This window comes from Sphingomonas sp. EU05-FHT14C10 (assembly GCF_058790595.1).
In genome coordinates this window covers 1-23,640 of record NZ_JBYTEN010000030.1, presented here as the reverse complement: position 1 = coordinate 23,640, position 23,640 = coordinate 1, and the positions used below count along the sequence as shown (strand labels likewise).

Here is a 23,640-nt window from a genome sequence, read left to right as displayed (position 1 = left end):
GGAGTATGATTCGATGTTGATGTCCCAGGGCCGCGCCGCGCGGCTTCACTATCTGCCCAACGGCTTTCGCGTCCTCGCCAATGGCGATCACGTCTTGTGCGCGGTCAGCGGCGAGCGCATCCCGCTCGACGAGTTGCGCTACTGGTCGGTCGACCGGCAGGAAGCCTACGCCAGCCCCGAGATCGCAACGCGCGCGCTGACCGGCCAATGATGCGTTCGGCCCCGGCGGCGTTGGTGATGGCGCTGCTGCTCGCCGGTTGCGCCGCGATTCCCAGGGCCGCGCCGCCGCCCGCAGCGCCGCCGCCCGCCGATCCGCAGGCTCCGCCGCCGCCCGCGCGGCTGGTCTATGCCGATTTCAGCTTCCAGGGGAACTTCGCGCAGGGCGGCCTCGTCCTCGGCCGCGCGCCCAGCGACACGCGCACGCTTGCCCTCGACGGCAAGCCCGTCGCGGTCGCGCCCGATGGTCGCTTCGTCATCGCCTTCGATCGCGACGCCGGCCCCACCGCGACTTTGGTTGCGACGCTCGGCAATGGACGCAGCGTCACGCGCCCGCTGACCATCGCCACGCACCCCTGGGATATCGAGCGCGTCGATGTCGCGCGCACGCCCAGCATGCCGAGCGCGAGCTTCGAGGCGCTGCGCAAGCCCGAACTCCAGCGCATCGGTGCCGCGCGCCAGATCGATTCGGCGACCGACGGCTGGAGCCAGCATTTTATCTGGCCGGTGCGCGGGCGGATCAGCGGCGTGTTCGGATCGCAGCGAATCTATCGTGGCGAGCCGGGCGCCTATCATTCGGGTGTGGACATCGCGCCAGGCGGATCGGGCGCGCAGGTCGTCGCGCCGGCCGACGGCGTGGTCGTGCTCGCGGCGGAGAAACCCTTCACGCTCGAAGGCAATCTGGTGATCATCGATCACGGCATGGGGTTGAACAGCGCCTTCCTCCATCTGTCGCGCATCGACGTGCACGAAGGCCAGCGCGTGAAGCAGGGCGAGCCGATCGGCGCGGTCGGCATGTCGGGCCGCGCGACCGGGCCGCATCTCCACTGGGCGATGAAGTGGCGCACCGCGCGCATCGATCCGCAGGCGCTGGCCGGCCCCATGCCGGGCTATGCGCCGGTCAAGCCGCCCGTCGCCACCGACGACGGGCGCGATTGAGGGAGTAAGGATCGAGGGGTGTCGCGAAACGCCCCTCGATTCGCCTTAGCCGACGCGCTTGGCGGCCACGCGCCGCCCATCGCCGACAGTAACGAAATAGCCGTTCATCAGTCCGCGCTCGATGGTGATCGGGGAGCCCGGCTTCGGATCCTTGAAGCCTGTCCGCGCCTCGGTCGTCTCCCACAGAGCCCCGTCTTCCAACTCGATCCGCCACTTGCCATAGCCGATGGCGCGCGCGCTCTTGATCGTCGATTTCAGCTCCTTCGGGATTTCGGCGCCTGGATCATCCTCCTTGCCGCCGAAGAAGGGCAGGCGGGGCAGCGAGAATCCGAACAGCCCCCGCCGCGTCTGGCGCACATCCTCCTTGTCGAGGACGACGATATCCTTCTTCGCACGCGCCGCGGTCAGCGCATCGACTGCGCCGTCATAGCAGGTGACGCGCGCCGTCGGATCGGCTTCGCTACGGCATTTGGCGAGCGCGTCGAGCAGCGGCGAGGCTCGGACCTCCTTCGCCTGGTCGGCGGCGGCGATGGGCGATGCGAGCAGCGCGGCTGCAGCAAGCGTGACGATTGCGGGTCTGATCATGGACAGTTCCGATTCCTCTCTGCGCCGCCGAAATGCGGCGGTCATCCTTGTGAAAGCAAGGTGTGACGCAAATATCACATGTTTTCCGCATTGCGTCAGAAGGGCGTTCGCGGCCGATTGCCAAGCGCCGCGGCTTACTCTTACACATCTGTTAATCCGGGAGACATGTTAGCCCCGGGCGAAACTTTGGGTCGCCGATCCCCTCGGCGGCCGGAAAAGGGGACACAAATGCTGAACAAGATTCTGCGTGAGCGCCTGCTCGCGTCCACCTTCATCACCGGCGCGCTGCTGGTCGGGGCTCCGGCCTTCGCGCAGACGCAGCCGGCCGACACCGCAACCGCGGAAACCGGCAGCGACATCGTCGTCACCGGCACGCTGATCCGCAACCCGAACCTTCAGCTCTCCAGCCCGGTCAACGTGACGACCTCGGACGAGATCGAGCTGAAGCAGTCGAACACGGCGGAATCGCTGCTGCGCGAAATCCCGGGCATCGTGCCCAGCATCGGCTCGGCGGTGAACAACGGCAACGGCGGCGGTTCGTTCGTCAACCTCCGCGGCCTCGGCTCGAACCGCAACATCGTCGTCATCGACGGCGTGCGCCTGACCCCGTTCGACCTTCTCGGCCGTTTCGACCTCAACAACATCCCGGTCGCGCTCGTCGAGCGCGTCGACGTGCTGACCGGTGGTTCGGCCACGACCTATGGCGCGGACGCCGTGTCGGGTGTCGTCAACTTCATCACCAAGCAGGACTTCTCGGGCGTCGAACTGACCGCCGCCGAGCAGATCAACGAGCGTGGTGACGGCAACACCTTCCGCATCGACGCCACCATCGGCGCCAACTTCGATGACGGCCGCGGCAACGCCGTGTTCAGCATCGGCTATCAGAACACCGACCCCGTCTATCAGGGCGATCGCAGCTACTCGCTGCAGAACTATGACTCGTTCAGCGGCGCTTCGTCGGGTTCGGGCACCTCGGTTCCCAGCCGCTTCAGCGTTCCGGGCCAGGGTACTCGCCAGATCGATCCGACCACCGGTTCGCTGGTGCCGACCTTCTCGCTGTTCAACTTCAACCCGTACAACATCTTCCAGACGCCGTTTAAGCGCTTCAACATGTACGGCGCGGCTCATTACGAGCTGACCGACAACATCGAAATCTATACGCGCGGCCTGTTCTCGAAGAACACGGTCAACACGATCATCGCGCCGTCGGGCGCCTTCGCGCTCGCCGTCCAGATTCCGCTCAGCAACCCGTATCTGCCGGCAGCTGCGCGCGCTCAGCTCTGCGCCGCCAACGGCATTAGTGTTGCTGCCTGTACTGCGGCGGCGACGGCGACCACCACGACCGATCCGAACTACCGCACGGTCACGACCAACCTGTCGCGTCGCACGACCGAAGTCGGTCCGCGCATCAGTGACTTCACCACGACCTATTTCGACTATCGCCTCGGTTTCCGCGGTTCGATCACGGACTCGATCAACTGGGATATCTTCGGGTCGTATGGCGAATCGGACAACATCCAGACGCAGAAGGGCTACACGCTCAACTCGCGTTTCCGTCAGGCTCTGCTCGCGACCAACACCACGACTTGCTTGACCGACACCAATGGTTGCGTCCCGGTCAACGTTTTCGGCGCGCAAGGCTCGATCACCCCGGCGATGGCGGCGTTCCTGACCGGCGAAAGCCAGATCCAGACCCGCACGACGCTGGCCCAGGCCCGCGCCACGGTCAGCGGCGACTTCGGCGTCGCGACGCCGTGGGCGTCGAACCCGATCAGCTTCGCGGTCGGCGGCGAATATCGCAAGTACACCGCCAAGCAGGCTTCGGATCTGCTCTCGCAGTCGGGTGACCTTGGCGGTTCGGGCGGTGCCGCGCCGAACATCGACGGCGGTTTCGACGTTTATGAGGCTTTCGGCGAACTCATCGCGCCGATCGTCGAGGACAAGCCGCTCTTCAAGAGCCTGACTCTCGAAGCCGGTGTGCGCTACTCGCACTACACTGTCTTCGCGGCGGGCGACCCCAAGTTCAACACGACCACCTGGAAGGCCGGCGGTTCGTGGGAGCCTGTGGCTGACCTGAAGGTCCGCGGTAACTATGCTCACTCGGTGCGTGCGCCGAACATCAACGAGCTGTTCTCGCCGGTGAACACCACGCTGACCAACCTCGCCAACGATCCTTGCGCTCGCGTCGACGCCAACGGCAACTCGCTTGGGCTGCCGGCACTCTCGGGCGAGCTTCGCGCGGTCTGCTTGGCGCAGGGCGCTACGGCATCGACGATCAACAACATCCCGGTTCCGACCTCGGGCCAGATCAACACCACCGGCGGTGGCAACATCGATCTGAAGCCTGAAAAGTCGAACAGCTGGACCGTCGGCGTCGTTCTGACCCCGTCGTTCCTGCCGGGCTTCTCGGCGACGGTCGACTATTACAAGATCAAGGTCACCGGCGCGATCGCGTCGCAGACCCCGGGTGACGCGATCATCGCCTGCTTTGGTCAGCCGGGTGCCGGCGGCGTGTACACGCCTGCTGCTGGCGCATCGACTTCGGCCGCTTGCACCAGCATCGGTCGCGATCCGCTGACGGGCAGCCTTTCGGGCGACGCTTCGACCACGAAGGGTATCCCGCAGACGCTGACCAACCTCGGCACGCTCGACACTGACGGCATCGATCTCACGCTGAACTACAAGCGTGATCTCGGCTTCGCCAATCTGGCGCTCGGCTTCGTCGGTAACTGGACCAACCATGCGCGGTTCAACTCGAACCCGGCGGCTGGTGCGGAAAACCGCGAGTGCGTCGGCCTTTACTCGGTCAATTGCGCTTCGCCGCAGCCGAAGTTCCAGTGGTCGCAGCGCACCACGCTGAGCTTCAAGACCTTCGACGTGTCGCTGCTGTGGCGCCACATCGACAAGCTGCGCTACGAGGACGGCGATGCCTATGTCGGCGCTCTCATCGGCGGCAACCTTGCCGGCAAGGAAGTCGATTTCAACAAGATCCCGGCGTTCAACTACCTCGACCTGTCGACCCGCTTCGACGTTGCGGACAATCTGACGGTGACCTTCACCGTTCAGAACCTGCTCGACAAGCAGCCGCCGCTCGTCGGCAGCACCGTGGGTTCGACCGCCTACAACAGCGGCAACACCTATCCGTCGACCTACGACGCGATGGGCCGTCGCTACGGCATCCAGGCCCGCCTGCGCTTCTAAGCGTCTGACGGTTCAGGAAAAGAGAGAGGCGGGTCTTCGGACCCGCCTCTTTTTTGTGCGCAAAATATGAAGACGGCGCGGGGCGATCCGCGCGTGGTGGATCAGTCGAGCAGCGGCGCTCCCGGATCGAGCGAGACGCCGGCATTCTTCGCGACCGCTTCGGCCCACATGACGACCTTCTCGATCTCGTCGGCATGCACGTGCGCGGCATCGCGATTCTCGGCCGCGCGCGCCGCACGGTCAAAACTTTCGCCCGATTTGGAATGGTTGTTGAAGGCGGGGCCGGCGACGACTGCCTCGGCGAAACCAGCGTCGACCTTCAGGTCATAATGCTGCACCAGCGCAGCGATGCTTTCGACCGGGCGCGCCATGAGCGTATCGCTGTTCATGCTGCGCACACGCTGCGGCCCATAGCGCCGCACAAGATCCGCGAACAGCGCATGCTGCGCCAGCCAGCCGACGGCGGCGGCCTGCAGATCGGTGTGGCGCAGATAATCCTCCTCGCTGAAACCCAGATGGATCATCCCGTCTTTCAGTTGCTTAACCAGCAGGTCGCGCACCCACAGCCGGCCTTCCAGCCCCTTCTTCGCGACTGAGCCGAGGTAGACGCGCAGCGGTGCATAGAGCAGCAGCGCGTGCGCCTGGGGCCGCATCGCGAGCATGGCGACCGACAAAGCGTTGATGAGGTTCGATGGCTTGACGATTACCGCCTCGCCCGCGCCGAAGGGACGTTCGAGCAGCCGCATCGCGCCGTCGAGCGCGCGAGCGATCAGGCGCGGGTCGCCGCCGCGATGCTTCCATCCCGACAGGTCATTGAGAATGACGGGCTCCTTCAATCCCATCGCCACCCCCTCGACGTCGAAGGCGCGCGCGAGCAGCGTCGAGCAGCAGAAGGCCGAATGGAAGATGAAGTGCAGCGGTGCCGCCGGCCCCGCCGCAGCAATCGCCGCCTCGCGCCCGACCACGGCGATATCGTTGTCCTCGCCCAGATGGATGTCGGTCAGGAACGTCGCGGCGCGATGCGCCTCCCGCCCCAGGCGACGAAACTGGACCACGTCGTCCGTGGGCTCGAAACGATGCGGGAACCAGAGGGGATCGGCGGCTATCGCCTGTGGACCGGGCTTGGAGGACATCCCGTCTTTTCCGTCGCGCGCCCTGCGATGTCCAGCCGCAGCCTGCGTCCGGACGGTTTCGTCCAAAAGTATGACGTGATCAGGGATAACCCATATTTCCTCGTCCCCACGCGCGTGGCACCCATGGCGTATGGGGACAATGGAAATTGGCGCGGCGCTCGTCAGTGCGTCGCGGGCGAAGGCGTCCGGCAGGCGCGACGAGGCGGAACGGCTGTGGCGGTCGGTGCTCGATAACGAGCCGACCAATCCCGTCGCGCTCAACGCATTGGGCACGCTCGCGCTCGAACAGCGCGGCTTCAACGAGGCGGCCGATCTGTTCGCGCGCGCCGCCGCCGCCGATCCTGCCGCCCCGCCCATCTGGCTCAATCTCGCCCGCGCCCACCGCTTCGCCGGCAATGACGAGGGCGAACGGCAGAGCCTGCTCCGTGTCCTCGGGCTCGATCAGATCAACCTCACCGCGCTGATCCGCATCGCCGAACTGCACGAGCGGCGCGGCGAGGAAGCGCTCGCCAACCAGCGCTGGAGCGCGGTGGTCGCGATCGGCGGGCAGGTCGAAAACCCCGCGCCCGAACTGGCCGAGCGCCTTGCCCATGCCCGCGCCTATGTCGCCGACAAGGGCAAGCGCTTCGGCGAGGAAATGGATGCGGGGCTCGCGGGGGCTCGGTCCGCGATCGATCCCGCCGATCGCCGCCGCTTCGATGCCTGTGTCGATCATCTGCTCGGCCGCCGCAGCATCTATCTGAACCAGTGCGCGGGGGTGCATTTTCCCTTCCTCCCCGCCGACGAATTCTTCGATATCCGCCAATTCCCCTGGCTCGCGCAGATCGAGGCGAAGACGGCGGCGATCCGCGCCGAACTGGAAGCGTTCCTGCGCACCGGCGCGCCCGGCTTCGCGCCCTATGTCGCGTTCGACAGCGGCACGCCCGAGAGCAAATGGACGAAGCTCGATCACTCGCTTGACTGGAGCGCCTGCCACCTCTGGCGCTTCGGCAAGCGCGACGATGCGATTTGCCGGCACTTCCCCGAAACGGCGGCGGCGATCGCGGCGCTGCCGCTGGCGGACATGCCCAATCGCGCGCCGACCGCCTTCTTCTCGCTGCTCCGCCCCGGCGCGCACATCCCGTCGCATACCGGGGTCAGCAACACGCGCGCGATCATCCATCTGCCGCTGATCGTCCCGCCCGGCTGCGGTTTCCGGGTGGGCGGGGAGACGCGCGAATGGGTCGAAGGCAAGGCTTTCGCCTTCGACGACACGATCGAACATGAAGCATGGAACAAGAGCGACCAGCTTCGCGCCGTGCTGATCTTCGATACGTGGAACCCGCATCTGACCGAGGTCGAACGCGAGCTGCTGCAGACCTATTTCACCGTCGCCGACGCGAACGGCCTCAATCCGCACAACGACATAGCCGACTGAGAATAGGCCGGGGAGCGGCGCCGGCCGCTCCCCGATCCCTTTTAGCTCGCGCTCAGCACCAGCTTGCCGTCGCCATCCTCGACCGTCACGGTCGATCCGTCCTTGACCTCGCCGCGCAGGATGAGGTCGGCGAGCGGATCCTGCAGATATTTCTGCACCGCTCGCTTCAGCGGCCGTGCGCCATAGACGGGGTCGTAGCCCACGCGCCCCAGCCAGTTGCGCGCGCCGTCGGTCAGCGCCAGCGTCACCTTGCGGTCGGCCAGCAGCTTCTGGACGCGGCCGACCTGGATGTCGACGATCGGCCCCATATGGCCCTGCTGCAGCCGGTGGAACAGGATGATCTCGTCCAGCCGGTTGAGGAATTCGGGGCGGAAATGCGCCCGCACCACATCCATCACCTGCGGCTCGACTTCGCTCAGCGGCTGATCGTCGGGCATCGAGGCGAGGAACTGGCTGCCCAGGTTCGAGGTCAGGATGATCAGCGTGTTCGAGAAGTCGACGGTGCGGCCCTGCCCGTCGGTCAGGCGACCGTCGTCGAGCACCTGGAGCAGCACGTTGAACACGTCGCCATGCGCCTTCTCGACCTCGTCGAAGAGGATCACCTGATAGGGCCGCCTGCGCACCGCCTCGGTCAGCACGCCGCCTTCCTCATAGCCGACATAGCCCGGAGGCGCGCCGATCAGCCGCGCGACGCTGTGCTTCTCCATGAACTCGCTCATGTCGATGCGGACCATGGCCGATGCGTCGTCGAACAGGAATTCGGCCAGTGCCTTGGTCAGCTCGGTCTTGCCGACGCCCGTCGGCCCGAGGAACAGGAAGCTGCCGAGCGGGCGGTTGGGGTCCTGCAACCCGGCGCGCGCGCGGCGGACGGCGGCGGAAACGGCCTTCACCGCCTCCTCCTGTCCGATCACGCGCTTGCCGATCTGCGCTTCCATGTTGAGCAGCTTCTCGCGCTCGCCTTCGAGCATCCGGTCGACCGGAATTCCCGTCCAGCGCGAGACGACCGAGGCGATATCGTCGGCGGTGACTTCCTCGCGCAGCATCGCGCCTGCCGTCGCCTGAGCGACGTCGGCCAGCTGCTTCTCCAGCGCGGGGATCACGCCGTAGGAAAGCTCGCCTGCCTTGGCCAGGTCGCCCGAGCGCTGCGCCTGATCGAGCTGGACGCGCGCGGCATCGAGCTGCTCCTTGATCTTGGCCTCGCCCGCGATCTTTTCCTTCTCGGCCTGCCAGCGCGTGGTCAGGATGGCCGATTCCTCCTCGAGGTCGACCAGTTCCTGCTCCAGCTTCGCCAGCCGGTCCTTCGACGCGGTGTCGCTTTCCTTCTTCAGCGCCTCGCGCTCGATCTTGAGCTGGATGATGCGCCGGTCGAGCGTCTCGATCTCCTCGGGCTTGGATTCGACTTCCATGCGCAGGCGGCTTGCCGCCTCGTCCATCAGGTCGATCGCCTTGTCGGGCAGGAAACGGTCGGTGATGTAGCGGTTGGACAGCGTCGCCGATGCCACGATCGCGCCGTCGGTGATCCGCACGCCGTGGTGCAGCTCATATTTCTCCTTCAGCCCGCGCAGGATCGAGATCGTATCCTCGACCGTCGGCTCGCCGACGAAGACGGGCTGGAAGCGCCGCTGCAGGGCCGGGTCCTTCTCGACATATTTGCGATATTCGTCGAGCGTGGTCGCGCCGATGCAGTGCAGCTCGCCGCGCGCCAGCGCGGGCTTCAGAAGGTTGCCGGCGTCCATCGCGCCTTCGGATTTGCCGGCGCCGATCAGCGTGTGCATCTCGTCGATGAACAGGATGACCTCGCCCTCGGCGCCTTTCACTTCGTCGAGCACGCCTTTCAGCCGCTCCTCGAACTCGCCGCGATATTTCGCGCCCGCGATCAGCGCGCCCATGTCGAGCGCCATCAGTCTGCGGTCCTTGAGCGTATCGGGCACATCGCCGTTGACGATGCGCAGCGCGAGGCCTTCGGCGATCGCGGTCTTGCCGACGCCGGGCTCGCCGATCAGCACCGGGTTGTTCTTGGTGCGGCGCGCGAGGATCTGGACGGTGCGGCGAATTTCCTCGTCGCGGCCGATGACGGGGTCGAGCTTGCCCTCGCGTGCCGCTTCGGTCAGGTCGCGCGCGAACTTCTTGAGCGCGTCATAGCGGTCCTCGGCCGACGATGTGTCGGCGGTGCGCCCGCCGCGCAGCTCGCTGATCGCGGCGTTGAGCCCCTCGGGCGTCACGCCCGCGGCCTTCAGCGCCTTGCCGGCGGCGGTGTTGAGCGAAAGCGCGAGCGCAAGCAGCAGCCGTTCGACCGTGACATAGCTGTCGCCCGCCTTCTGCGCGACCTGCTCGGCCTGGTCGAGCACGCGCACCGCGTCATTGTTGAGGCCCGGCGTCTGCTGCGCGCCCGATCCCGAAACGGCGGCGATCTTGGACAAGGCGAGATCGGTCTCGCTCGTCGCGCGCCTGGCATCGCCGCCGGCGGCTTGGATCAGCCCGGCGGCCATGCCCTGATCGTCTTCGAGCAGCGCCTTCAACAGATGGTCCGGCGTGATCTGCTGATGATTCATGCGGATCGCGACGGTTTGCGCCGATTGGAGGAAGCCCTTGGCGCGGTCGGTAAATTTCTCGAGGTTCATGCAATTCCCCTTGGATCGACCGCCGATATGGTGTTGCTGAAAAGCAACACAAGATCAGATCGACAGGGTTTTTAGCACCATCGGCACGAAATCGGGATCGCCTTCCTCAAGCAGCATCCCGTCGAGCTTCAGCCGCGCCAGTCCGTGGACCAGCGACCATGCCGCGATCGCCCGCGCTTCGGATTTGGGATCGGCATGGGGATCGCCGCCGATCGCTTCCATCAACACCGCGAAGCAGCGCTCCCCCGCATCGTGTAACGCAGGCGTATCGCGATCGAGCAATGTCTTGCGGAACATCAGGTCGAAACGCGCCCTGTGGTCGAGCGCGTAGCGTATGTAGGCCTCGCCGATCGCGACGCGCTTGGCCTCGCGGTCGGGGCCGGCCTTGTCCGATGCGATGCGCGACACATCGGCCAGATCGTTCAGCCCGCGCACCGCGACCGCCGTCAGCAGCCCGCGCGCGTCGCCGAAATGATGCGCCGGGGCGGCAGCCGAAACGCCCGCGCGCCGCGCCGCCTCGCGCAGCGAAAAGCCCTCGACGCCGCGTTCGGCGATGATCTCCTCGGTCGCCTTGATCAGCGCGGCGTGGAGATCGCCATGATGATATCGGTCGCGCGCCGCGCCTGCGGTCTCGACGACCCCTGCATCCTCAGCCATTTGCAATCTATACGCTGTTTAGACTGGGGACGCAATGTTGGCCGCCGGCGCGCCGCCTCCGTTCGAGTCGAGCTTGTCGAGACACGCTGGCGCCGGCGCTTCCCGAATAGCGCGACGCGACGGGCTGCCGGGCTCCGGCCTACTTCGCAGCCTTGGCCCGATCGGGCGCGAACAGGTTGCCGAAATAGTCCCCCTGATACCATAGGGGCGCCTGATCGGCGTCGGCCATCGCGCGGGTGATGCGGTAATTGGCCTCGGTGAAGCGCGCCGCCGCCTGCCAGTCGATCTTCTGGCTCATATCGTCGCCCGGATGATGATAATTGCCCGACAGGAAGCTGCCCCACGCCGCTTCGCCGCCATTGGCGAAGCCCGTCGCGAGGAACACCGCCGGCACGCCCTGCTTCACGAACATATAATGGTCCGATCGCACGAAGATGCTTTCCTGCGGCATCGGATCGGGGCTGAGCTTGATGCCCATCGGCGCGACGGCGTCGGCCACCAGCTTGCCCAGCGTCGAATGATTGGCGCCGAAGGCGATCACGTCGGTGAAGGGATAGAGCAGCAGCGGCATGTCGAGGTCGACATTGCCGACGATCTGGCCGATCGGAACGCTCGGATGGCGCGCATAATAGTCGGCGCCCAGCAGTCCCTTCTCCTCGCCCGTCGAGGCGACGAAGATGATCGAGCGGCGCGGGCGCGTCGGCGCCGAGGTCGCGGTGCGCGCGACTTCCAGCATGGTCGCGATGCCGGCGGCATTGTCGAGCGCGCCATTGTTGATCCGGTCGGTCCCCGGCTTGTCGTCGGGCCGCGCCGGGCTGATCCCGATATGGTCGAGATGCGCCGACAGCACGACATATTGCGCGGCCAGGCTCGGGTCCGATCCGGGCAGGATGCCGACGACGTTGGGGCTGGTGATCGTCTCGGTCTTCGCGCTGTTGACGATGCGCGCGCTGGTCTTGAGCGCAAAGCCCCTGGGGCGTCCGCCTGCCTTGTCGGCTTCGGCGAGGACGGCCTTCAGCGCCTTGGGCGCGCCTGCGAAGGCCGCTTCGGCGGCGGGGGTGTTGAGCGCCGCCGATCCGCGGATGGCCGGCGCGTCGACGTGCGGCTTGCCATCGGTCTCGATCCAGCTCACGCGCGGATTGCCCGCGAACTGGACGCTGCGTGCCCAGGGCCGCGCCTTTTCCGACTGGATCGTTGCGATGCTGATCGTGCCGATCGCGCCGTGACGCTCGGCGGTCAGGTCCTTGCTCGCGGACAGATGCGCGCCTTCCTCGCTCGGCATGCCCTTGGGGAAGCCGGTCAGCGTGACGACGATCTTCCCCTTCACGTCGAGCCCGCGATAATCGTCGATGCCCAGCGCCTTGTCCTCGATGCCATAGCCGACGAAGACCAGAGGCGCGCTGACGTCGACATCGGGATTGAGCGGGTTGAGCGAGACGGTGACATCGGTCGCGTGCTTCCAGCTCTGGCTCCCCGCCGGCCCGCTGATCGTCACGCTGCCCGGCGTGTCGCTGCGGCTGGTGCGCTGGAAGCCGATGCGCTGATACCAGCCGCCCTTGTCGCCGCCGGGCTTCAGCCCCATCCCCTCGAAGCGCGTCGCAACATAAAGCGCCGCGATCTCATGCCCGCGGCTGCCGATATCGCGGCCTTCGAGCAGATCGTCGGCGAGGAAGGCGACATGGCCCTTGAAGCGCTCGGCGAGCGGCGAAAGATCGGTGGCGCCCTGCGCCGTCACGGTCGCGCTGGCGCAGACGGCGATCGCCGCAAGGCTGGTTTGAACGATGCGCATCATCTCGACCCTTCTCGAATTGGCTGGCCTTACTGGCTGTGCCGCGACCCTGTGTCGAGCCTTCGGGCCAGTGCAATGTCGTTGGTCGACGGCTGTCGGCCGTTGGTCGATCGCGGTACGCTTCCCCCGGCCCCGCATTGCGCCGGCTCGCGCCCTTGCTAAGACTGGCAATCCCCTTGTCGTAGAGAGAGTGCCGATGCGCCGTACCGCTTTCCTGATCGCTGCCCTGCTGGCCGGCGCTTCGCCGCTTCTCGCGCAGACGGACGTGCAGGCAGATCGGCCCGCGCCGGTCGCAAGCCTCGTCGATCAGGTGCGCATTCCCTACGAACAATTCACGCTGCCCAACGGGCTCCACGTCCTCGTCCACACTGACCGCAAGGCGCCGATCGTCGGCGTCACCGTCTACTATAATGTCGGTTCGAAGCATGAGCCCAAGGGACGCACCGGCTTCGCGCATCTGTTCGAGCATCTGATGTTCGGCGGGTCCGAACATGTCCCCAATTTCGATGAGCCGCTGATCGCAGCCGGCTCCACCCCCACCAACGGCTCGACCTGGTTCGATCGCACCAACTATGTCGAAACCGTGCCGACCGGCGCGCTGGGCCTCGCGCTGTTCATGGAGGCCGATCGCATGGGCCACCTGCTCGGCGCGGTGACGCAGGAAAAGCTCGATGCCCAGCGCGGCGTCGTCCAGAATGAAAAGCGTCAGGGTGACAACCAGCCCTTCGGCCTCGTCGAATATGCGCAGCTTGCCGGCACGGTGCCGCCCGATCACCCCTATGGCCATTCGACGATCGGTTCGATGGCCGATCTCGATGCCGCCAGCCTCGACGATGTGAAGGGCTGGTTCCGCCAGCATTACGGCCCCAACAACGCGATCCTCGTCCTCGCGGGCGATATCGATGCGAAGACGGCGCGCCCGCTGGTCGAGCGCTATTTCGGCGATATCCCCGCCGGTCCGCCGCAGGGGCCGATCGCGGTCAACGTGCCGACGCTCGCCGCCGCCGCCGCGCAGAAGGCGATGACCGATCGCGTCGCGACGACGCGCGTCTATCGTTTCTGGACGGTTCCCGGGCTTGGCGATGCGGATGCCATTCCGCTCGATATCGGCGCCACCGTGCTCGGGGGCCTCGCCAGTTCGCGCCTCGACAACGAACTGGTCCGCAAGGACAAGCTCGCCGTCGCGGTTACCGCCGATGTCCAGCAATTCGCGCAGATGGGCTGGTTCGAGGCCTATATGGACGTGCGTCCCGGCGTCGATCCGGCGGTCGCCGCCAGGCGTTTCGACGCGGTGATCGCCGATCTGGTCAAGACCGGGCCCAGCGCGGACGAGGTACAGCGCACCGTGATGCGCCAGATCTCGGCGCGCATCGCGGGGCTGGAGGAAGTCGGCGGCTTCGGCGGCAAGGGCGCCGTCCTCGCCGAAGGGCTGCTCTATTCGGGCGATCCCGCGCATTACAGCGCGGAGCTTGCGCGCTATGCCGCGACCACGCCCGATCAGGTGAAGACGGCGCTCGCCAAGTGGCTCTCGCGCCCGGTCTTCGCGCTCACCGTCACGCCGGGCGATCGCGCCGCCTATGAGGATTCGTCGTCGGTCGGCGCGGCGAAGTTCGCGCCGCGCTTCTATCGCGGGCCGGACGGGCAGGGGGGCACCGCGCCTGCCGCCGCCGCTCCGGCCGTCGACCGCTGGGCGCTTCCCGCAGTGGCGCCGGTCAAGGACTTCACGTTTCCCACCGTAGAGCGCGCCACGCTCTCCAACGGCATCGGCATCGTCTATGCACAGCGCAGCGTGGTTCCGGTCACCAGCATCGCCTTCAGCTTCGATGCCGGCGTCTCCGCCGATCCGGTCAAGCGCCCGGGCACGCAGGCGCTGACCCTCGCCCTGCTCGACGAAGGCACCCGGACGCGCGATTCGATCGCGATCGCCGAACAGCAGGAGCGGCTGGGCGCCAATATCAGCGTCGGCGCGACGATGGATACGACGCGAATCAACCTTTATTCGCTTTCGGCCAATCTCGCTCCCTCGCTCGATCTGCTTGCCGACATCGTCCGCAACCCGGCCTTCGCACCGGCCGAGGTCGAACGGCTGCGCAACCAGCAGCTCGCCTCGATCGCGTCGGAGCTTTCCAATCCCGGCGCGCTTGCCCAGCGCACGTTGCCGCCCCTGCTCTACGGCAAGGATCATCCCTATGGCCGCGCCGCCGGCGGGTCGGGCGATCCGGCGGTGGTCAAGACGCTGACGCGCGACGAGCTGGTCGGCTTCCACAATGCCTGGATTCGTCCGGACAAGGCGACGGTCTTCGTCGTCAGCGATCGCCCGCTGGCCGAGGTCCGCTCGGCGCTCGAGGCGCGCTTCGGCAACTGGGTCGGCGTCGGCGCGCCCGGCGCCAAGGATCTGGGTGCCGCGATTCCCGCGCCCAGCCCGCGCATCATCCTCGTCGATCGCCCCAATTCGCCGCAATCCTACATCCTCGGTGGCGAAGTCACCCCGCTCAAGGGCAGCGACGATCTGACCGCGACCCTGCTCGCCAACAACATCCTCGGCGACGATTTCCTCTCGCGCCTCAACAGCGATCTGCGCGAGGCCAAGGGCTGGTCCTACGGCGTCGCGGGTCGCTTCAGCCGCTATGCGGGCCCCGTGCCCTATCTCGTCGTGGCGCCCGTGCAGGCCGACAAGACGGGGGCGGCCATCGCGGCGCTGCGCACCGACATCGGTGCCTTCCTGGCCGAGAAGGGAGTCACCCCGGTCGAGCGCGACCGCTTCGTCGAAAATGCGATTCGCGAGATGCCGAGCAGCTTCGAAACCGGCGGCGCGGTGCTCGCCGGGATGCAGAACAACGTCATGTTCAAGCGCCCCGACGATTTTTACAGCCATGTCGCTGCCCGCTATCGCGCGCTCACCCCGGCCCAGCTTGACGCTGCGGCACGCGCGGCAATCGACCCCAAGGCCTTCACCTGGGTGATCGTCGGCGATGCGAAGGCGGTTCGTCCCCAGCTTGACAGCCTCGGCCTGCCCGTCGAGGTGGTCGCGGCGCCAAGCGCGCAGTGAGTCTCGAAAAGGAGAGAAGGCATGGCCGGTCTTGATGGCGAATGGGATTGCGTGACGAAGTCGCCGCTCGGCGAGCAGAAGTCGGTGCTGACGGTCAAGACCTCGCCCGACGGCACCTGGACGGGCAGCAATGCCGGCGCCATGGGCTCGCTCGACGTAATCGACGGCAAATATGAGGGCAGCACCCTCACCTGGAAGATGGACATGAAGGTTCCGCTTCCGCTGACGCTCGATTGCACCGCGACGGTCGACGGCGATTCGATCACCGGCGGCATCACCGCGGGCGCCTTCGGCACCTCGCCGCTCAGCGGCGTCCGCAAGGCCTGATCTTTCGGCGCGGGCGCTGTATTAGGCGCCTGCGCCGTTTCGGCTCAGCATTGGGCAAATCAGTCACCTGAACGGTGCTTGATTCATTCCGTCATTGCGAGCGCAGCGAAGCAATCCAGACGATGCCTGGCGTCCCACTGGATTGCTTCGCTGCGCTCACAATGACAGTTTTCGGCGGCGTTCAGCCCAGCCGCGTCACATGCCCCATCTTGCGCCCGGGCCGGGCCGCGCCCTTGCCATAGAGATGGACGTGCAGCCCGGGCTCGGCAATCAGCGCCGCCCAGTCGTCGACATCCGCGCCGATCAGGTTGCGCATCGTCACGCGCGGCGCGGTCAGCTGCGTCTCGCCCAGCGGCAGCGCGCAGATCGCGCGGACATGGTTCTCGAACTGCGACGTGATCGCGCCTTCGATCGTCCAGTGCCCGCTATTGTGGACGCGCGGTGCCATCTCGTTGAACACCGGGCCTTCCTCGGCCGCGAAGAACTCGACCGCCATCACCCCGACATGGTCCAGCGCCTCGGCCAGCCGCTTGGCGAAGCCGATCGCCTCGGGCGCCTGCGCCGCGATCAGGCCGTCTGCCGGCGCGGTCGAGGTGTCGAGTATGCCCGCCTTGTGGATATTTTCGGGCACGTCCCAATGCACGGTCGCGCCGTCCGGTCCGCGTGCCACGATCACCGAATATTCCTGCTCGAAGCATATGAAACCCTCGAGGATCGCCGGCTGCCCGCCGATCGCGTCCCACGCCGCATCGGCGTCGGCCGGCGTCATGATCCGCGCCTGCCCCTTGCCGTCATAGCCCATCCGGCGCGTCTTCAGGATTGCGGGCGTTCCGATCGCCGCGATCGCGCGCGCCAGCCCGTCGCGATCGTCGACGGCGGCGAAGGGGGCAGGACGCCCGCCCTCGGCCAGCGCGAAGCTCTTTTCGGCCAGCCGGTCCTGCGAGACCTCCAGCGATTTCGCGCCCGGGCGCACCGGTACGATGCCGTCGATCGCGGCGATCGCCGCCACCGGCACATTCTCGAACTCGTAGGTGACGACGTCGACTTCGCGCGCGAAGGCGGCAAGCGCCTCGGCATCGTCATAGGAACCACGCACCCAGCGCGCCGATACGTCGGCTGCCGGCCCGCTCGCCTCGGGGGCGTAGATGTGCGTGCGGTAGCCGAGCGAGGCCGCCGCCATCGCCAGCATCCGGCCCAGCTGGCCGCCGCCCAATATGCCGATCGTCGATCCCGGCGCGATCGGGTTCATTCGGGGCTTTCGGAAACGTCGGCGGTCTGGCGCGCGCGCCAGTCGTCCAGCTTCCGGGCAACGGCGTCGTCGGTCGTCGCGATCAGCGCGGCGGCGAACAGCGCGGCATTGACGGCCCCAGCGCGCCCGATCGCAAAGGTCGCGACGGGAACGCCGGCGGGCATCTGGACGATCGACAACAGGCTGTCCATGCCCTTCAACGCCTTGGATTCCACGGGCACGCCCAGCACGGGCACCCGCGTCATCGCCGCGGCCATGCCCGGCAGGTGCGCCGCGCCGCCGGCGCCCGCGATGATCGCGCTCAGCCCGCGCCCGGCCGCCGCCTTGGCATAATCGTAGAGCCGGTCGGGCGTGCGATGCGCGGAAACGACCAGCGACTCATGCGCGATGCCCAGCCGCTCGAGCGTCTCGGCGGCGTTGCGCATGGTTTCCCAGTCGGATCGGCTACCCATGATGATGCCGACGCGCGGCGCCGTGTCTGTCATTCCTGCCCCTGCCCTGAGTGCCCGGCGTCGCGCCGGGGCTGCGGAGCGGCGCGTTTTACTGGCGGCTCGCCGTGCTGGCAATGGCGCGCAGCGGTTCAACCGCCCGCAATGTCGCACCTATACTATGCGTTGTGCGTTGCAGCGGCTATCAAAGCGACTCAGGGAGCCTGCCGATGATGATCGAAGGGGTGGAGGTTTCGGCCGCTGGTGCGGCCAGCGTCGAAGCGGAGAACAAGGCCCTGCGCGCGGCCGTGGCGCAGCTCACCGCGCGCGTGGCCGAGCTGGAGCAGCTCGCCGACACCGATACGCTCACCCCGCTCGCCAACCGCCGCTGCTTCCTGCGCGAGCTTCAGCGCGTCGCTCAGCAGGTTTCGCGCTACGGCCACAGCGCCGCCGTCCTCTTCATCGATGTCGACGGGCTCAAGTCGATCAACGACACGCATGGCCACCGCACGGGCGATCTCGCGCTCGTCCATGTCGCGCGCATCCTGCGCGAACGCATCCGCACCACCGATACCGTCGCGCGCATCGGCGGCGACGAATTCGGCGTCCTGCTCGATCATGTCGACGAGGATACGGCGCGGGAGAAGGCGCTGGCGCTGTGCGAGGCGATCGCCGCCAATCCGCTGCCCGGCGGTCTCGACCTCGCCGTCTCGATCGGCATCGCGCCGATCCTGCCCGAAGATGATTCGGAAGCCGCCCTCGCGCTCGATCGCGCCGACGGCGACATGTACGGCGTGAAGCGCACCCGCAAGGCGGCCTGACGCCGCGCCTTCGCTGTCATTGCGAGCATAGCGAAGCAATCCAGGGGTGCCGAACACCGATCTGGATTGCTTCGCTCCGCTCGTATGACGAATGGCGGATGTCGAACGCCGCGTTACGGCGTCAACGTTCGCTCAGATAATAGCGGTCGATCGGGTTCAGCTCGGCATCCAGCTCATAGACGATCGGCTGGCCGGTCGGGATCTCCAGTTCGGTGATCTCGGCGTCGGGGATGTTCGACAGATGCTTGACCAGCGCGCGCAGCGAATTGCCGTGCGCCGAGATGACGACGCGCTTGCCTGCCTTCAGCTCGGGCGCGATCTTCGCCTCCCAGTAAGGCAGCACACGCGCGATCGTGTCCTTCAGGCTCTCGGTCGCGGGGATGGCGATGCCCGCATAGCGCCGGTCGGTCGACAGGTCGTAGGCGCTGCCCGGCTCTAGCGGCGGCGGCGGCACGTCGAAGCTGCGGCGCCAGATCTTCACCTGCGCGTCGCCATGCTTGGCCGCGGTCTCCGCCTTGTTGAGCCCGGTCAGCCCGCCATAATGGCGCTCGTTCAGATGCCAGTCCTTCTCGACCGGCAGCCACAGCCGCCCCATTTCCTCGAGCGCGAGGTTGAGCGTACGGATCGCGCGTGACTGCACGCTGGTGAAGCACAGGTCGAAATCGAGCCCGCTCTCGCTCATCAGCCGCCCGGCGGCGCGCGCTTCCTCGACGCCCTGCTCGGTCAGGTTGACGTCCCACCAGCCGGTGAAGCGGTTCTCGAGGTTCCAGGCCGACTGGCCGTGGCGGATCAGCACGAGCTTGGGCATCGCGGTCTCTTTCTTCCTATGGTCTGGCGGGCGCGGTCAGATCGCGTCGATCATCGCGGCGAGGTTGTCGAGGCAGGCATGCGCCAGCTCCTTGCTCCGCGCGGGCGACCAGCCATGCACCGGATCGGCGTGGTCGTCATGGTCCTTGAACGGCATTTCCAGCGTCATCGACACCGCGCCGTAACGCTCTGCCAGCTGCGTCGTCGACATTGACATGTTGGCGGTGCCCGGCGCCGCGACCGCATAGCCCTTGTCGACCTGGAACAGCGGCGTGCGCGCCGCCAGCGTGTCGCGGAAGCGCTCGAACAGCGCCTGCTGTTCGGTCTTCAGGCTGGGGATGCCTTCGAAGCCGGCAAGGAAGTTGGCGGGGATCGCCTCGTCGCCATGCACGTCCATCGCGAAGGCGACGCCGCTTTCGTCCATCGCGTTGCGCACCACGAGCACTTCGGGGCTGCGCTCGGCCGAAGGCGCATGCCATTCGCGATTGAGGTTCACGCCCACCGCATTGGTGCGCAGATGGCCGCGCACGCTGCCGTCGGGGTTCATGTTGGGCACCACGTAAAGCGTCGCCTTCTCGCGCAGCAGCCGGGCCGCCGCGTCATTGGGGTCGGTCAGCTTCTCCAGCGCGCCTTCCATCCACCATTCGGCCATCGATTCGCCCGGATGCTGGCGGGCGTAGAGCCATACCGGCTTCGGCCCATCGCCGATCACGAGGCAGTCGAGCGGACGCCCGTCGAGCGTCTTGCCCAGCTCGCGCTGCGCGACGCCCGGCAACCTCGCCATGCGCGCGACGAGGTCCAGATGCCGCTCGAACGAATAGGGCGCGAAATAGGCGATGTAGAGCGCGTCGCTGTCGGGCGTGACGTTGATCGTCAGCACGCCGGCGGCATAGCTGGTCGGCGCCTGCGTCCATGTCTCGCGGTCGCTGCTCACGCGCGCGCTGTAGCCCGGCCAGCCCAGCGGATAGGCCGATCCCGCGCAGTTGGTGATGCGCAGCGTCAGCGCCTTGTCCGTGCCGCCGGCGACGCGGAAATGGAACCACTGGTAGAAGTCCGACTGGTGATCGGTCACGATCTCCAGGTCGGCACCCGTGTCGGTGATCGAAAGGACGCGGATATTCCCGCTGTCGAAGCTGCTGGTGATGCTGAGGGTCATTTGACCCTGATAGTGCGCCCCGACTCTCCGGGGAAGTCCCCGAACAGCCCCGCCGCCAGCCGCGCTGCGGTCGCCGTCGGTTGAGCCGCTTCCGACTTCTCCGAAACCTCGGTCACCGCACGGCCTTCCCAGACCACGCTCTGGTCCGATCGGCGCTTCAGCTGCACCGAAAGCTGGGTGACCAGCGTCGATTTGGGCTTGCCGCCGATTCCGAAGCTGATCCCGCCGCCCACGCCGCCGCCATAGCTGCCCGTCGATCCGCCCAGCCCGACCGAGACGGGCGAGCGCTGCACCACCGCGTCGCGCTCGTCGCGGTCGATTCGGATCACCGCGACATACAGGCTGGTCCCCAGCCGCTCGGCCGGTGCGTAGCCGACGCGCTGGAGCTGGCCCATCACCGCGTCGCCATAGGTCTTGAACTCGAGGCTGTCGGCGTCGAGCCCGCCCGGCGCCGGTTCCACGATCACGCTGCCGCGCTCGATCGGCTGGCCAAGGTGGAAGCGCGTCACGTCGACCGGGCCCGGCCCGGACACACAGGCGCCGACCGCCAGCGGGGTCGCGAGAATGAAGGCGGAAATCAAACCTCTACGCATCACTGGCCCCCTGGCGCTATTCTCTATCCGGGCCAAGCCTAGTCCGCCGCGCGAAACCGCGCAAAATGAATCGGCGCTTTTCATCCCAATCCATTGTAAAGCGCGCGCCAAGCCTTGACTTCGCGGCCCCCGGCCGATAGGCGGGCGCCTCTTTTCCAGCCCAGATTCGAGCTTTAAAATGAAGATCCGCAACTCGCTCAAGTCCCTGAAGGACCGGCATCGCGACAACCGCGTCATTCGTCGTCGCGGCCGCACCTACGTCATCAACAAGACGAACAAGCGCTTCAAGGCCCGCCAGGGCTAAGATCGCGTGGGGGTGCATGCCGTCGTCCTCGACGTCGGCAATGTCCTTTTCACCTGGGACCCTCGGTTCCTTTACGAGCGCCTGATCGACGACGATCGGGCGCTTGATGCGTTTCTGCGCGATGTCGTCACGCATGAATGGCATTTCCAGCACGATGCCGGCCGCCCCTTCGCCGAGACGCGCGTGGAGCTCGGTGCGCGCTTTCCCCGGCATCGCGCGCTGATCGATCTCTGGGGACCGCGCTTCATCGACAGCCTCGGCCCCGCCGTCCCCGGCATGATCGAGCTGGTCGAGGAGCTGGACGCACGCGGCGTGCCCCTGTTCGCGATCACCAATTTCTCGGGCGAGTTCTGGCCGCCGTTCCGCACGCGCGAGGCCAGGCTGTTCGATCGTTTCCGCGACATCGTCGTCTCGGGCGACGAGATGCTGGTGAAGCCCGATCCCGCCATCTACCGCCTCGCGCTCGATCGCTTCGGGCTGGCGGCCGAAGACACGATCTTCGTCGACGATCGCGCCGACAATATCGAAGGCGCGCAGAGCGTCGGCATGCGCGGCCATCTCTTCACGGGCGCGGCGCCGCTCCGCGCCGAACTCGCGGCGCTCGGTCTGCTCTGACCCCAACCCCCGATTGCCCCGTCATTGCGAGCGCAGCGAAGTAATCCAGGGATGTTCGACATCGCACTGGATTGCTTCGCTGCGCTCGCAATGACGGCGCTTCGGCGAAAGCGCCGTCGTCCCCGCTAGCTGCGATAGCCCTTCAACTCGTCGCCGATGATGCGCACGACGTGGAGCACGTTGGTCGATCCCGGCGTGCCGAAGGGGACACCCGCCATCACGATCACCCGGTCGCCGGCCGCGGCAAGCCCGTGGCGCAGCGCCATGCGCTTGGCCTTGGCCACCATCTCCTCGAACGATCCGATGTCCTTGGTGTGGACGGCGTGCACGCCCCACAGCAGCCCCAGCCGCCGTGCGGTCTCCATCGCCGGGGTCAGCACCAGCAGCGGCACCGACGGGCGCTCGCGCGCGATGCGCCGCGCGGTCGATCCGCTCGAAGTGAAGCAGATGATCGCCGATGCCGTCACCGTCTTGGCGATGTTGGCTGCCGCTTCCGCCAGCGCGTCGGCGGTGGTCGGGTCGGGGCGCGTCTCGGTGAAGTGGATGCGCGCGGCATAGCCGGGGTCGCTTTCCACCGTCACCGCGATCGAATCCATCATCGAGACCGATTCGACCGGCCAGGCGCCGGCGGCGCTCTCGGCCGAGAGCATCACCGCGTCGGCGCCGTCATAGATGGCGGTCGCGACGTCGGAGACCTCGGCGCGCGTCGGGGTAGGCGCGGTGATCATCGATTCGAGCATCTGCGTGGCGACGACCACCGGCCGCCCCATGCGCCGCGCGCTCTCGACGATGCGCTTCTGCAGCGGCGGCACTTCATAAGGCGGCAGTTCGACGCCCAGGTCGCCACGTGCGACCATCACCGCGTCGGCCAGCTCGAGGATCGATTCGAGCCTCTCGACGGCGGCCGGCTTCTCGATCTTGGCGAGCAGCGATGCCTTGCCGCCGATCAGCCGGCGCGCCTCGGCGACGTCCTCGGGGCGCTGAACGAAGGACAGCGCGATCCAGTCGACATTCTGGTCGAGCGCGAAGGCCAGGTCGGCACGGTCCTTCTCGGTCAGCGCCGCCATCGGCACCACCACGTCGGGGACGTTCAGCCCCTTGTTGTTGGACAGCATGCCGCCAACCTCGACGCGCGTCTCGATCCGGTCGGCATATTTGTGCAGCACGCGCAGCACCAGCTTGCCGTCGTCGAGCAACAGGCGGGTGCCGGGCACCAGCGCCTGGAACACTTCGCGGTGGGGCAGCTGGACGCGCGTCGCGTCGCCCGGCGCGTCGTCGCGGTCGAGCGTGAAGTCGGCGCCGGTCTTCAGCTCCACCTTGCCTTCGGCGAAGGTGCCGACGCGCAGCTTCGGCCCCTGCAGGTCGACGAGGACCGTCGTCGGGCGGCCCAGCTTCTTCTCCAGCGCGCGGATGCCGGCGATCGTCGCGGCATGATCGGCATGCGCGCCATGGCTCATATTGACGCGGAAGGCGTCGGCCCCGGCGCGGAAAAGCGTCTCGATCATCTCGGGCGATCGGCTTGCCGGGCCCAGCGTCGCAAGCACGCGGACCTTACGGGATCTTGGGGTCATGGTCGTCATCGGGGTCTCGCCTCTGCTCGAAGCGCGGGCTTAGCGACTTGGGCTGACAGATCAACCGGCGTTTCGTTTGACGGGCGTCGTCCTGGCGGCACCGGCCCGCTCCCCCACCCGGCCTCCCACAGAGTGTATCCTGGATGGGAGGCCGGGTGGGGG

Annotated in this window: 20 protein-coding genes; 9 read left to right on the top strand and 11 right to left on the bottom strand. The window is 67.0% G+C overall.

Features of this window, described 5'->3' with window-relative positions:
* Window positions 1-13 precede the first annotated feature (13 nt).
* Window positions 14-211: a DUF2093 domain-containing protein gene (locus AC3WT0_RS18850; RefSeq protein WP_492754968.1), complete on the top strand. Its 198-nt coding sequence runs from the start codon at window positions 14-16 to the stop codon at window positions 209-211.
* A complete protein-coding gene (locus AC3WT0_RS18845) occupies window positions 208-1,155 on the top strand; it encodes a M23 family metallopeptidase (protein ID WP_492754967.1) in 948 nt (315 codons plus the stop codon). Before AC3WT0_RS18850 ends, AC3WT0_RS18845 begins: the two co-directional genes overlap by 4 nt.
* A gap of 45 nt (window positions 1,156-1,200) precedes the next feature.
* On the opposite strand, the gene AC3WT0_RS18840 is transcribed toward AC3WT0_RS18845, so the two are convergent.
* Entirely contained in the window at window positions 1,201-1,740 is a 540-nt protein-coding gene (locus AC3WT0_RS18840; RefSeq protein WP_492754966.1) for a hypothetical protein, read from the bottom strand.
* A gap of 228 nt (window positions 1,741-1,968) precedes the next feature.
* On the opposite strand from AC3WT0_RS18840, the gene AC3WT0_RS18835 reads away from it, so the two are divergent.
* Window positions 1,969-4,941 carry a TonB-dependent receptor domain-containing protein gene (locus AC3WT0_RS18835; protein ID WP_492754965.1) on the top strand — a complete coding sequence of 991 codons (2,973 nt, stop codon included), beginning with the start codon at window positions 1,969-1,971 and terminating at the stop codon, window positions 4,939-4,941.
* Window positions 4,942-5,042: 101 nt separating this feature from the next.
* Here the strand turns inward: AC3WT0_RS18835 and AC3WT0_RS18830 are convergent, their stop codons facing one another.
* Window positions 5,043-6,074 (bottom strand): hypothetical protein, encoded by a 1,032-nt coding sequence (locus AC3WT0_RS18830; protein WP_492754964.1) that lies wholly within the window; start codon window positions 6,072-6,074, stop codon window positions 5,043-5,045.
* Between the two features lie 139 nt (window positions 6,075-6,213).
* Between AC3WT0_RS18830 and AC3WT0_RS18825 the strand changes: the two genes are divergently transcribed.
* On the top strand, window positions 6,214-7,491 hold the full coding sequence (locus AC3WT0_RS18825; RefSeq protein WP_492754963.1) for an aspartyl/asparaginyl beta-hydroxylase domain-containing protein: 1,278 nt from the start codon (window positions 6,214-6,216) through the stop codon (window positions 7,489-7,491).
* 41 nt (window positions 7,492-7,532) lie between these two features.
* On the opposite strand, the gene clpB is transcribed toward AC3WT0_RS18825, so the two are convergent.
* The 3 genes from clpB to AC3WT0_RS18810 form a co-directional block, all read right to left on the bottom strand.
* On the bottom strand, window positions 7,533-10,112 hold the full coding sequence (clpB, locus tag AC3WT0_RS18820) for an ATP-dependent chaperone ClpB (protein WP_492754962.1): 2,580 nt from the start codon (window positions 10,110-10,112) through the stop codon (window positions 7,533-7,535).
* Between the two features lie 54 nt (window positions 10,113-10,166).
* Window positions 10,167-10,769: a TetR/AcrR family transcriptional regulator gene (locus AC3WT0_RS18815; RefSeq protein WP_492754961.1), complete on the bottom strand. Its 603-nt coding sequence runs from the start codon at window positions 10,767-10,769 to the stop codon at window positions 10,167-10,169.
* 139 nt (window positions 10,770-10,908) lie between these two features.
* Window positions 10,909-12,558, bottom strand: a complete 1,650-nt coding sequence (locus tag AC3WT0_RS18810) for a M28 family metallopeptidase (RefSeq protein ID WP_492754960.1) — start codon at window positions 12,556-12,558, stop codon at window positions 10,909-10,911.
* A gap of 196 nt (window positions 12,559-12,754) precedes the next feature.
* On the opposite strand from AC3WT0_RS18810, the gene AC3WT0_RS18805 reads away from it, so the two are divergent.
* Together AC3WT0_RS18805 and AC3WT0_RS18800 are read left to right on the top strand one after the other, a co-directional pair.
* Window positions 12,755-15,607, top strand: a complete 2,853-nt coding sequence (locus tag AC3WT0_RS18805) for a M16 family metallopeptidase (protein ID WP_492754959.1) — start codon at window positions 12,755-12,757, stop codon at window positions 15,605-15,607.
* A gap of 21 nt (window positions 15,608-15,628) precedes the next feature.
* Window positions 15,629-15,934: a hypothetical protein gene (locus tag AC3WT0_RS18800; protein ID WP_492754958.1), complete on the top strand. Its 306-nt coding sequence runs from the start codon at window positions 15,629-15,631 to the stop codon at window positions 15,932-15,934.
* Between the two features lie 181 nt (window positions 15,935-16,115).
* On the opposite strand, the gene AC3WT0_RS18795 is transcribed toward AC3WT0_RS18800, so the two are convergent.
* Both AC3WT0_RS18795 and purE read right to left on the bottom strand, forming a co-directional pair.
* Window positions 16,116-17,183 carry a 5-(carboxyamino)imidazole ribonucleotide synthase gene (locus AC3WT0_RS18795; RefSeq protein WP_492754957.1) on the bottom strand — a complete coding sequence of 356 codons (1,068 nt, stop codon included), beginning with the start codon at window positions 17,181-17,183 and terminating at the stop codon, window positions 16,116-16,118.
* Window positions 17,180-17,668: a 5-(carboxyamino)imidazole ribonucleotide mutase gene (gene purE / locus AC3WT0_RS18790; protein ID WP_492754956.1), complete on the bottom strand. Its 489-nt coding sequence runs from the start codon at window positions 17,666-17,668 to the stop codon at window positions 17,180-17,182. The genes AC3WT0_RS18795 and purE overlap by 4 nt, the downstream gene beginning before the upstream one ends.
* A 173-nt stretch (window positions 17,669-17,841) precedes the next feature.
* Here purE and AC3WT0_RS18785 point away from each other — a divergent pair, with 173 nt between their 5' ends.
* Entirely contained in the window at window positions 17,842-18,432 is a 591-nt protein-coding gene (locus tag AC3WT0_RS18785) for a GGDEF domain-containing protein (RefSeq protein ID WP_492754955.1), read from the top strand.
* Between the two features lie 121 nt (window positions 18,433-18,553).
* Here the strand turns inward: AC3WT0_RS18785 and gpmA are convergent, their stop codons facing one another.
* From gpmA to AC3WT0_RS18770, 3 genes are read right to left on the bottom strand one after another with little or no spacing between them, the layout of a single operon-like run.
* A complete protein-coding gene (gene gpmA / locus AC3WT0_RS18780) occupies window positions 18,554-19,240 on the bottom strand; it encodes a 2,3-diphosphoglycerate-dependent phosphoglycerate mutase (protein WP_492754954.1) in 687 nt (228 codons plus the stop codon).
* 36 nt (window positions 19,241-19,276) lie between these two features.
* On the bottom strand, window positions 19,277-20,395 hold the full coding sequence (locus AC3WT0_RS18775) for a M14 family metallopeptidase (RefSeq protein WP_492754953.1): 1,119 nt from the start codon (window positions 20,393-20,395) through the stop codon (window positions 19,277-19,279).
* Window positions 20,392-20,988: a DUF4136 domain-containing protein gene (locus AC3WT0_RS18770; protein ID WP_492754952.1), complete on the bottom strand. Its 597-nt coding sequence runs from the start codon at window positions 20,986-20,988 to the stop codon at window positions 20,392-20,394. Before AC3WT0_RS18770 ends, AC3WT0_RS18775 begins: the two co-directional genes overlap by 4 nt.
* A 178-nt stretch (window positions 20,989-21,166) precedes the next feature.
* Here AC3WT0_RS18770 and ykgO point away from each other — a divergent pair, with 178 nt between their 5' ends.
* Together ykgO and AC3WT0_RS18760 are read left to right on the top strand one after the other, a co-directional pair.
* Complete coding sequence (gene ykgO, locus AC3WT0_RS18765; RefSeq protein ID WP_492754951.1) at window positions 21,167-21,292, top strand: type B 50S ribosomal protein L36; 126 nt, start codon at window positions 21,167-21,169, stop codon at window positions 21,290-21,292.
* A gap of 6 nt (window positions 21,293-21,298) precedes the next feature.
* Window positions 21,299-21,907, top strand: coding sequence for an HAD family hydrolase (locus tag AC3WT0_RS18760; RefSeq protein WP_492754950.1), 609 nt, complete (start codon window positions 21,299-21,301; stop codon window positions 21,905-21,907).
* 125 nt (window positions 21,908-22,032) lie between these two features.
* On the opposite strand, the gene pyk is transcribed toward AC3WT0_RS18760, so the two are convergent.
* On the bottom strand, window positions 22,033-23,487 hold the full coding sequence (gene pyk, locus AC3WT0_RS18755; RefSeq protein WP_492754949.1) for a pyruvate kinase: 1,455 nt from the start codon (window positions 23,485-23,487) through the stop codon (window positions 22,033-22,035).
* Window positions 23,488-23,640: the final 153 nt, after the last annotated feature.

Coding starts and splice junctions, on each gene's coding strand:
- AC3WT0_RS18850 (WP_492754968.1), top strand. CDS start 14: ATGTTGATGTCCCAGGGCCGCGCCGCGCGGCTTCACTATCTGCCCAAC.
- AC3WT0_RS18845 (WP_492754967.1), top strand. CDS start 208: ATGATGCGTTCGGCCCCGGCGGCGTTGGTGATGGCGCTGCTGCTCGCC.
- AC3WT0_RS18840 (WP_492754966.1), bottom strand. CDS start 1,740: ATGATCAGACCCGCAATCGTCACGCTTGCTGCAGCCGCGCTGCTCGCA.
- AC3WT0_RS18835 (WP_492754965.1), top strand. CDS start 1,969: ATGCTGAACAAGATTCTGCGTGAGCGCCTGCTCGCGTCCACCTTCATC.
- AC3WT0_RS18830 (WP_492754964.1), bottom strand. CDS start 6,074: ATGTCCTCCAAGCCCGGTCCACAGGCGATAGCCGCCGATCCCCTCTGG.
- AC3WT0_RS18825 (WP_492754963.1), top strand. CDS start 6,214: ATGGAAATTGGCGCGGCGCTCGTCAGTGCGTCGCGGGCGAAGGCGTCC.
- clpB (WP_492754962.1), bottom strand. CDS start 10,112: ATGAACCTCGAGAAATTTACCGACCGCGCCAAGGGCTTCCTCCAATCG.
- AC3WT0_RS18815 (WP_492754961.1), bottom strand. CDS start 10,769: ATGGCTGAGGATGCAGGGGTCGTCGAGACCGCAGGCGCGGCGCGCGAC.
- AC3WT0_RS18810 (WP_492754960.1), bottom strand. CDS start 12,558: ATGCGCATCGTTCAAACCAGCCTTGCGGCGATCGCCGTCTGCGCCAGC.
- AC3WT0_RS18805 (WP_492754959.1), top strand. CDS start 12,755: ATGCGCCGTACCGCTTTCCTGATCGCTGCCCTGCTGGCCGGCGCTTCG.
- AC3WT0_RS18800 (WP_492754958.1), top strand. CDS start 15,629: ATGGCCGGTCTTGATGGCGAATGGGATTGCGTGACGAAGTCGCCGCTC.
- AC3WT0_RS18795 (WP_492754957.1), bottom strand. CDS start 17,183: ATGAACCCGATCGCGCCGGGATCGACGATCGGCATATTGGGCGGCGGC.
- purE (WP_492754956.1), bottom strand. CDS start 17,668: ATGACAGACACGGCGCCGCGCGTCGGCATCATCATGGGTAGCCGATCC.
- AC3WT0_RS18785 (WP_492754955.1), top strand. CDS start 17,842: ATGATGATCGAAGGGGTGGAGGTTTCGGCCGCTGGTGCGGCCAGCGTC.
- gpmA (WP_492754954.1), bottom strand. CDS start 19,240: ATGCCCAAGCTCGTGCTGATCCGCCACGGCCAGTCGGCCTGGAACCTC.
- AC3WT0_RS18775 (WP_492754953.1), bottom strand. CDS start 20,395: ATGACCCTCAGCATCACCAGCAGCTTCGACAGCGGGAATATCCGCGTC.
- AC3WT0_RS18770 (WP_492754952.1), bottom strand. CDS start 20,988: ATGCGTAGAGGTTTGATTTCCGCCTTCATTCTCGCGACCCCGCTGGCG.
- ykgO (WP_492754951.1), top strand. CDS start 21,167: ATGAAGATCCGCAACTCGCTCAAGTCCCTGAAGGACCGGCATCGCGAC.
- pyk (WP_492754949.1), bottom strand. CDS start 23,487: ATGACGACCATGACCCCAAGATCCCGTAAGGTCCGCGTGCTTGCGACG.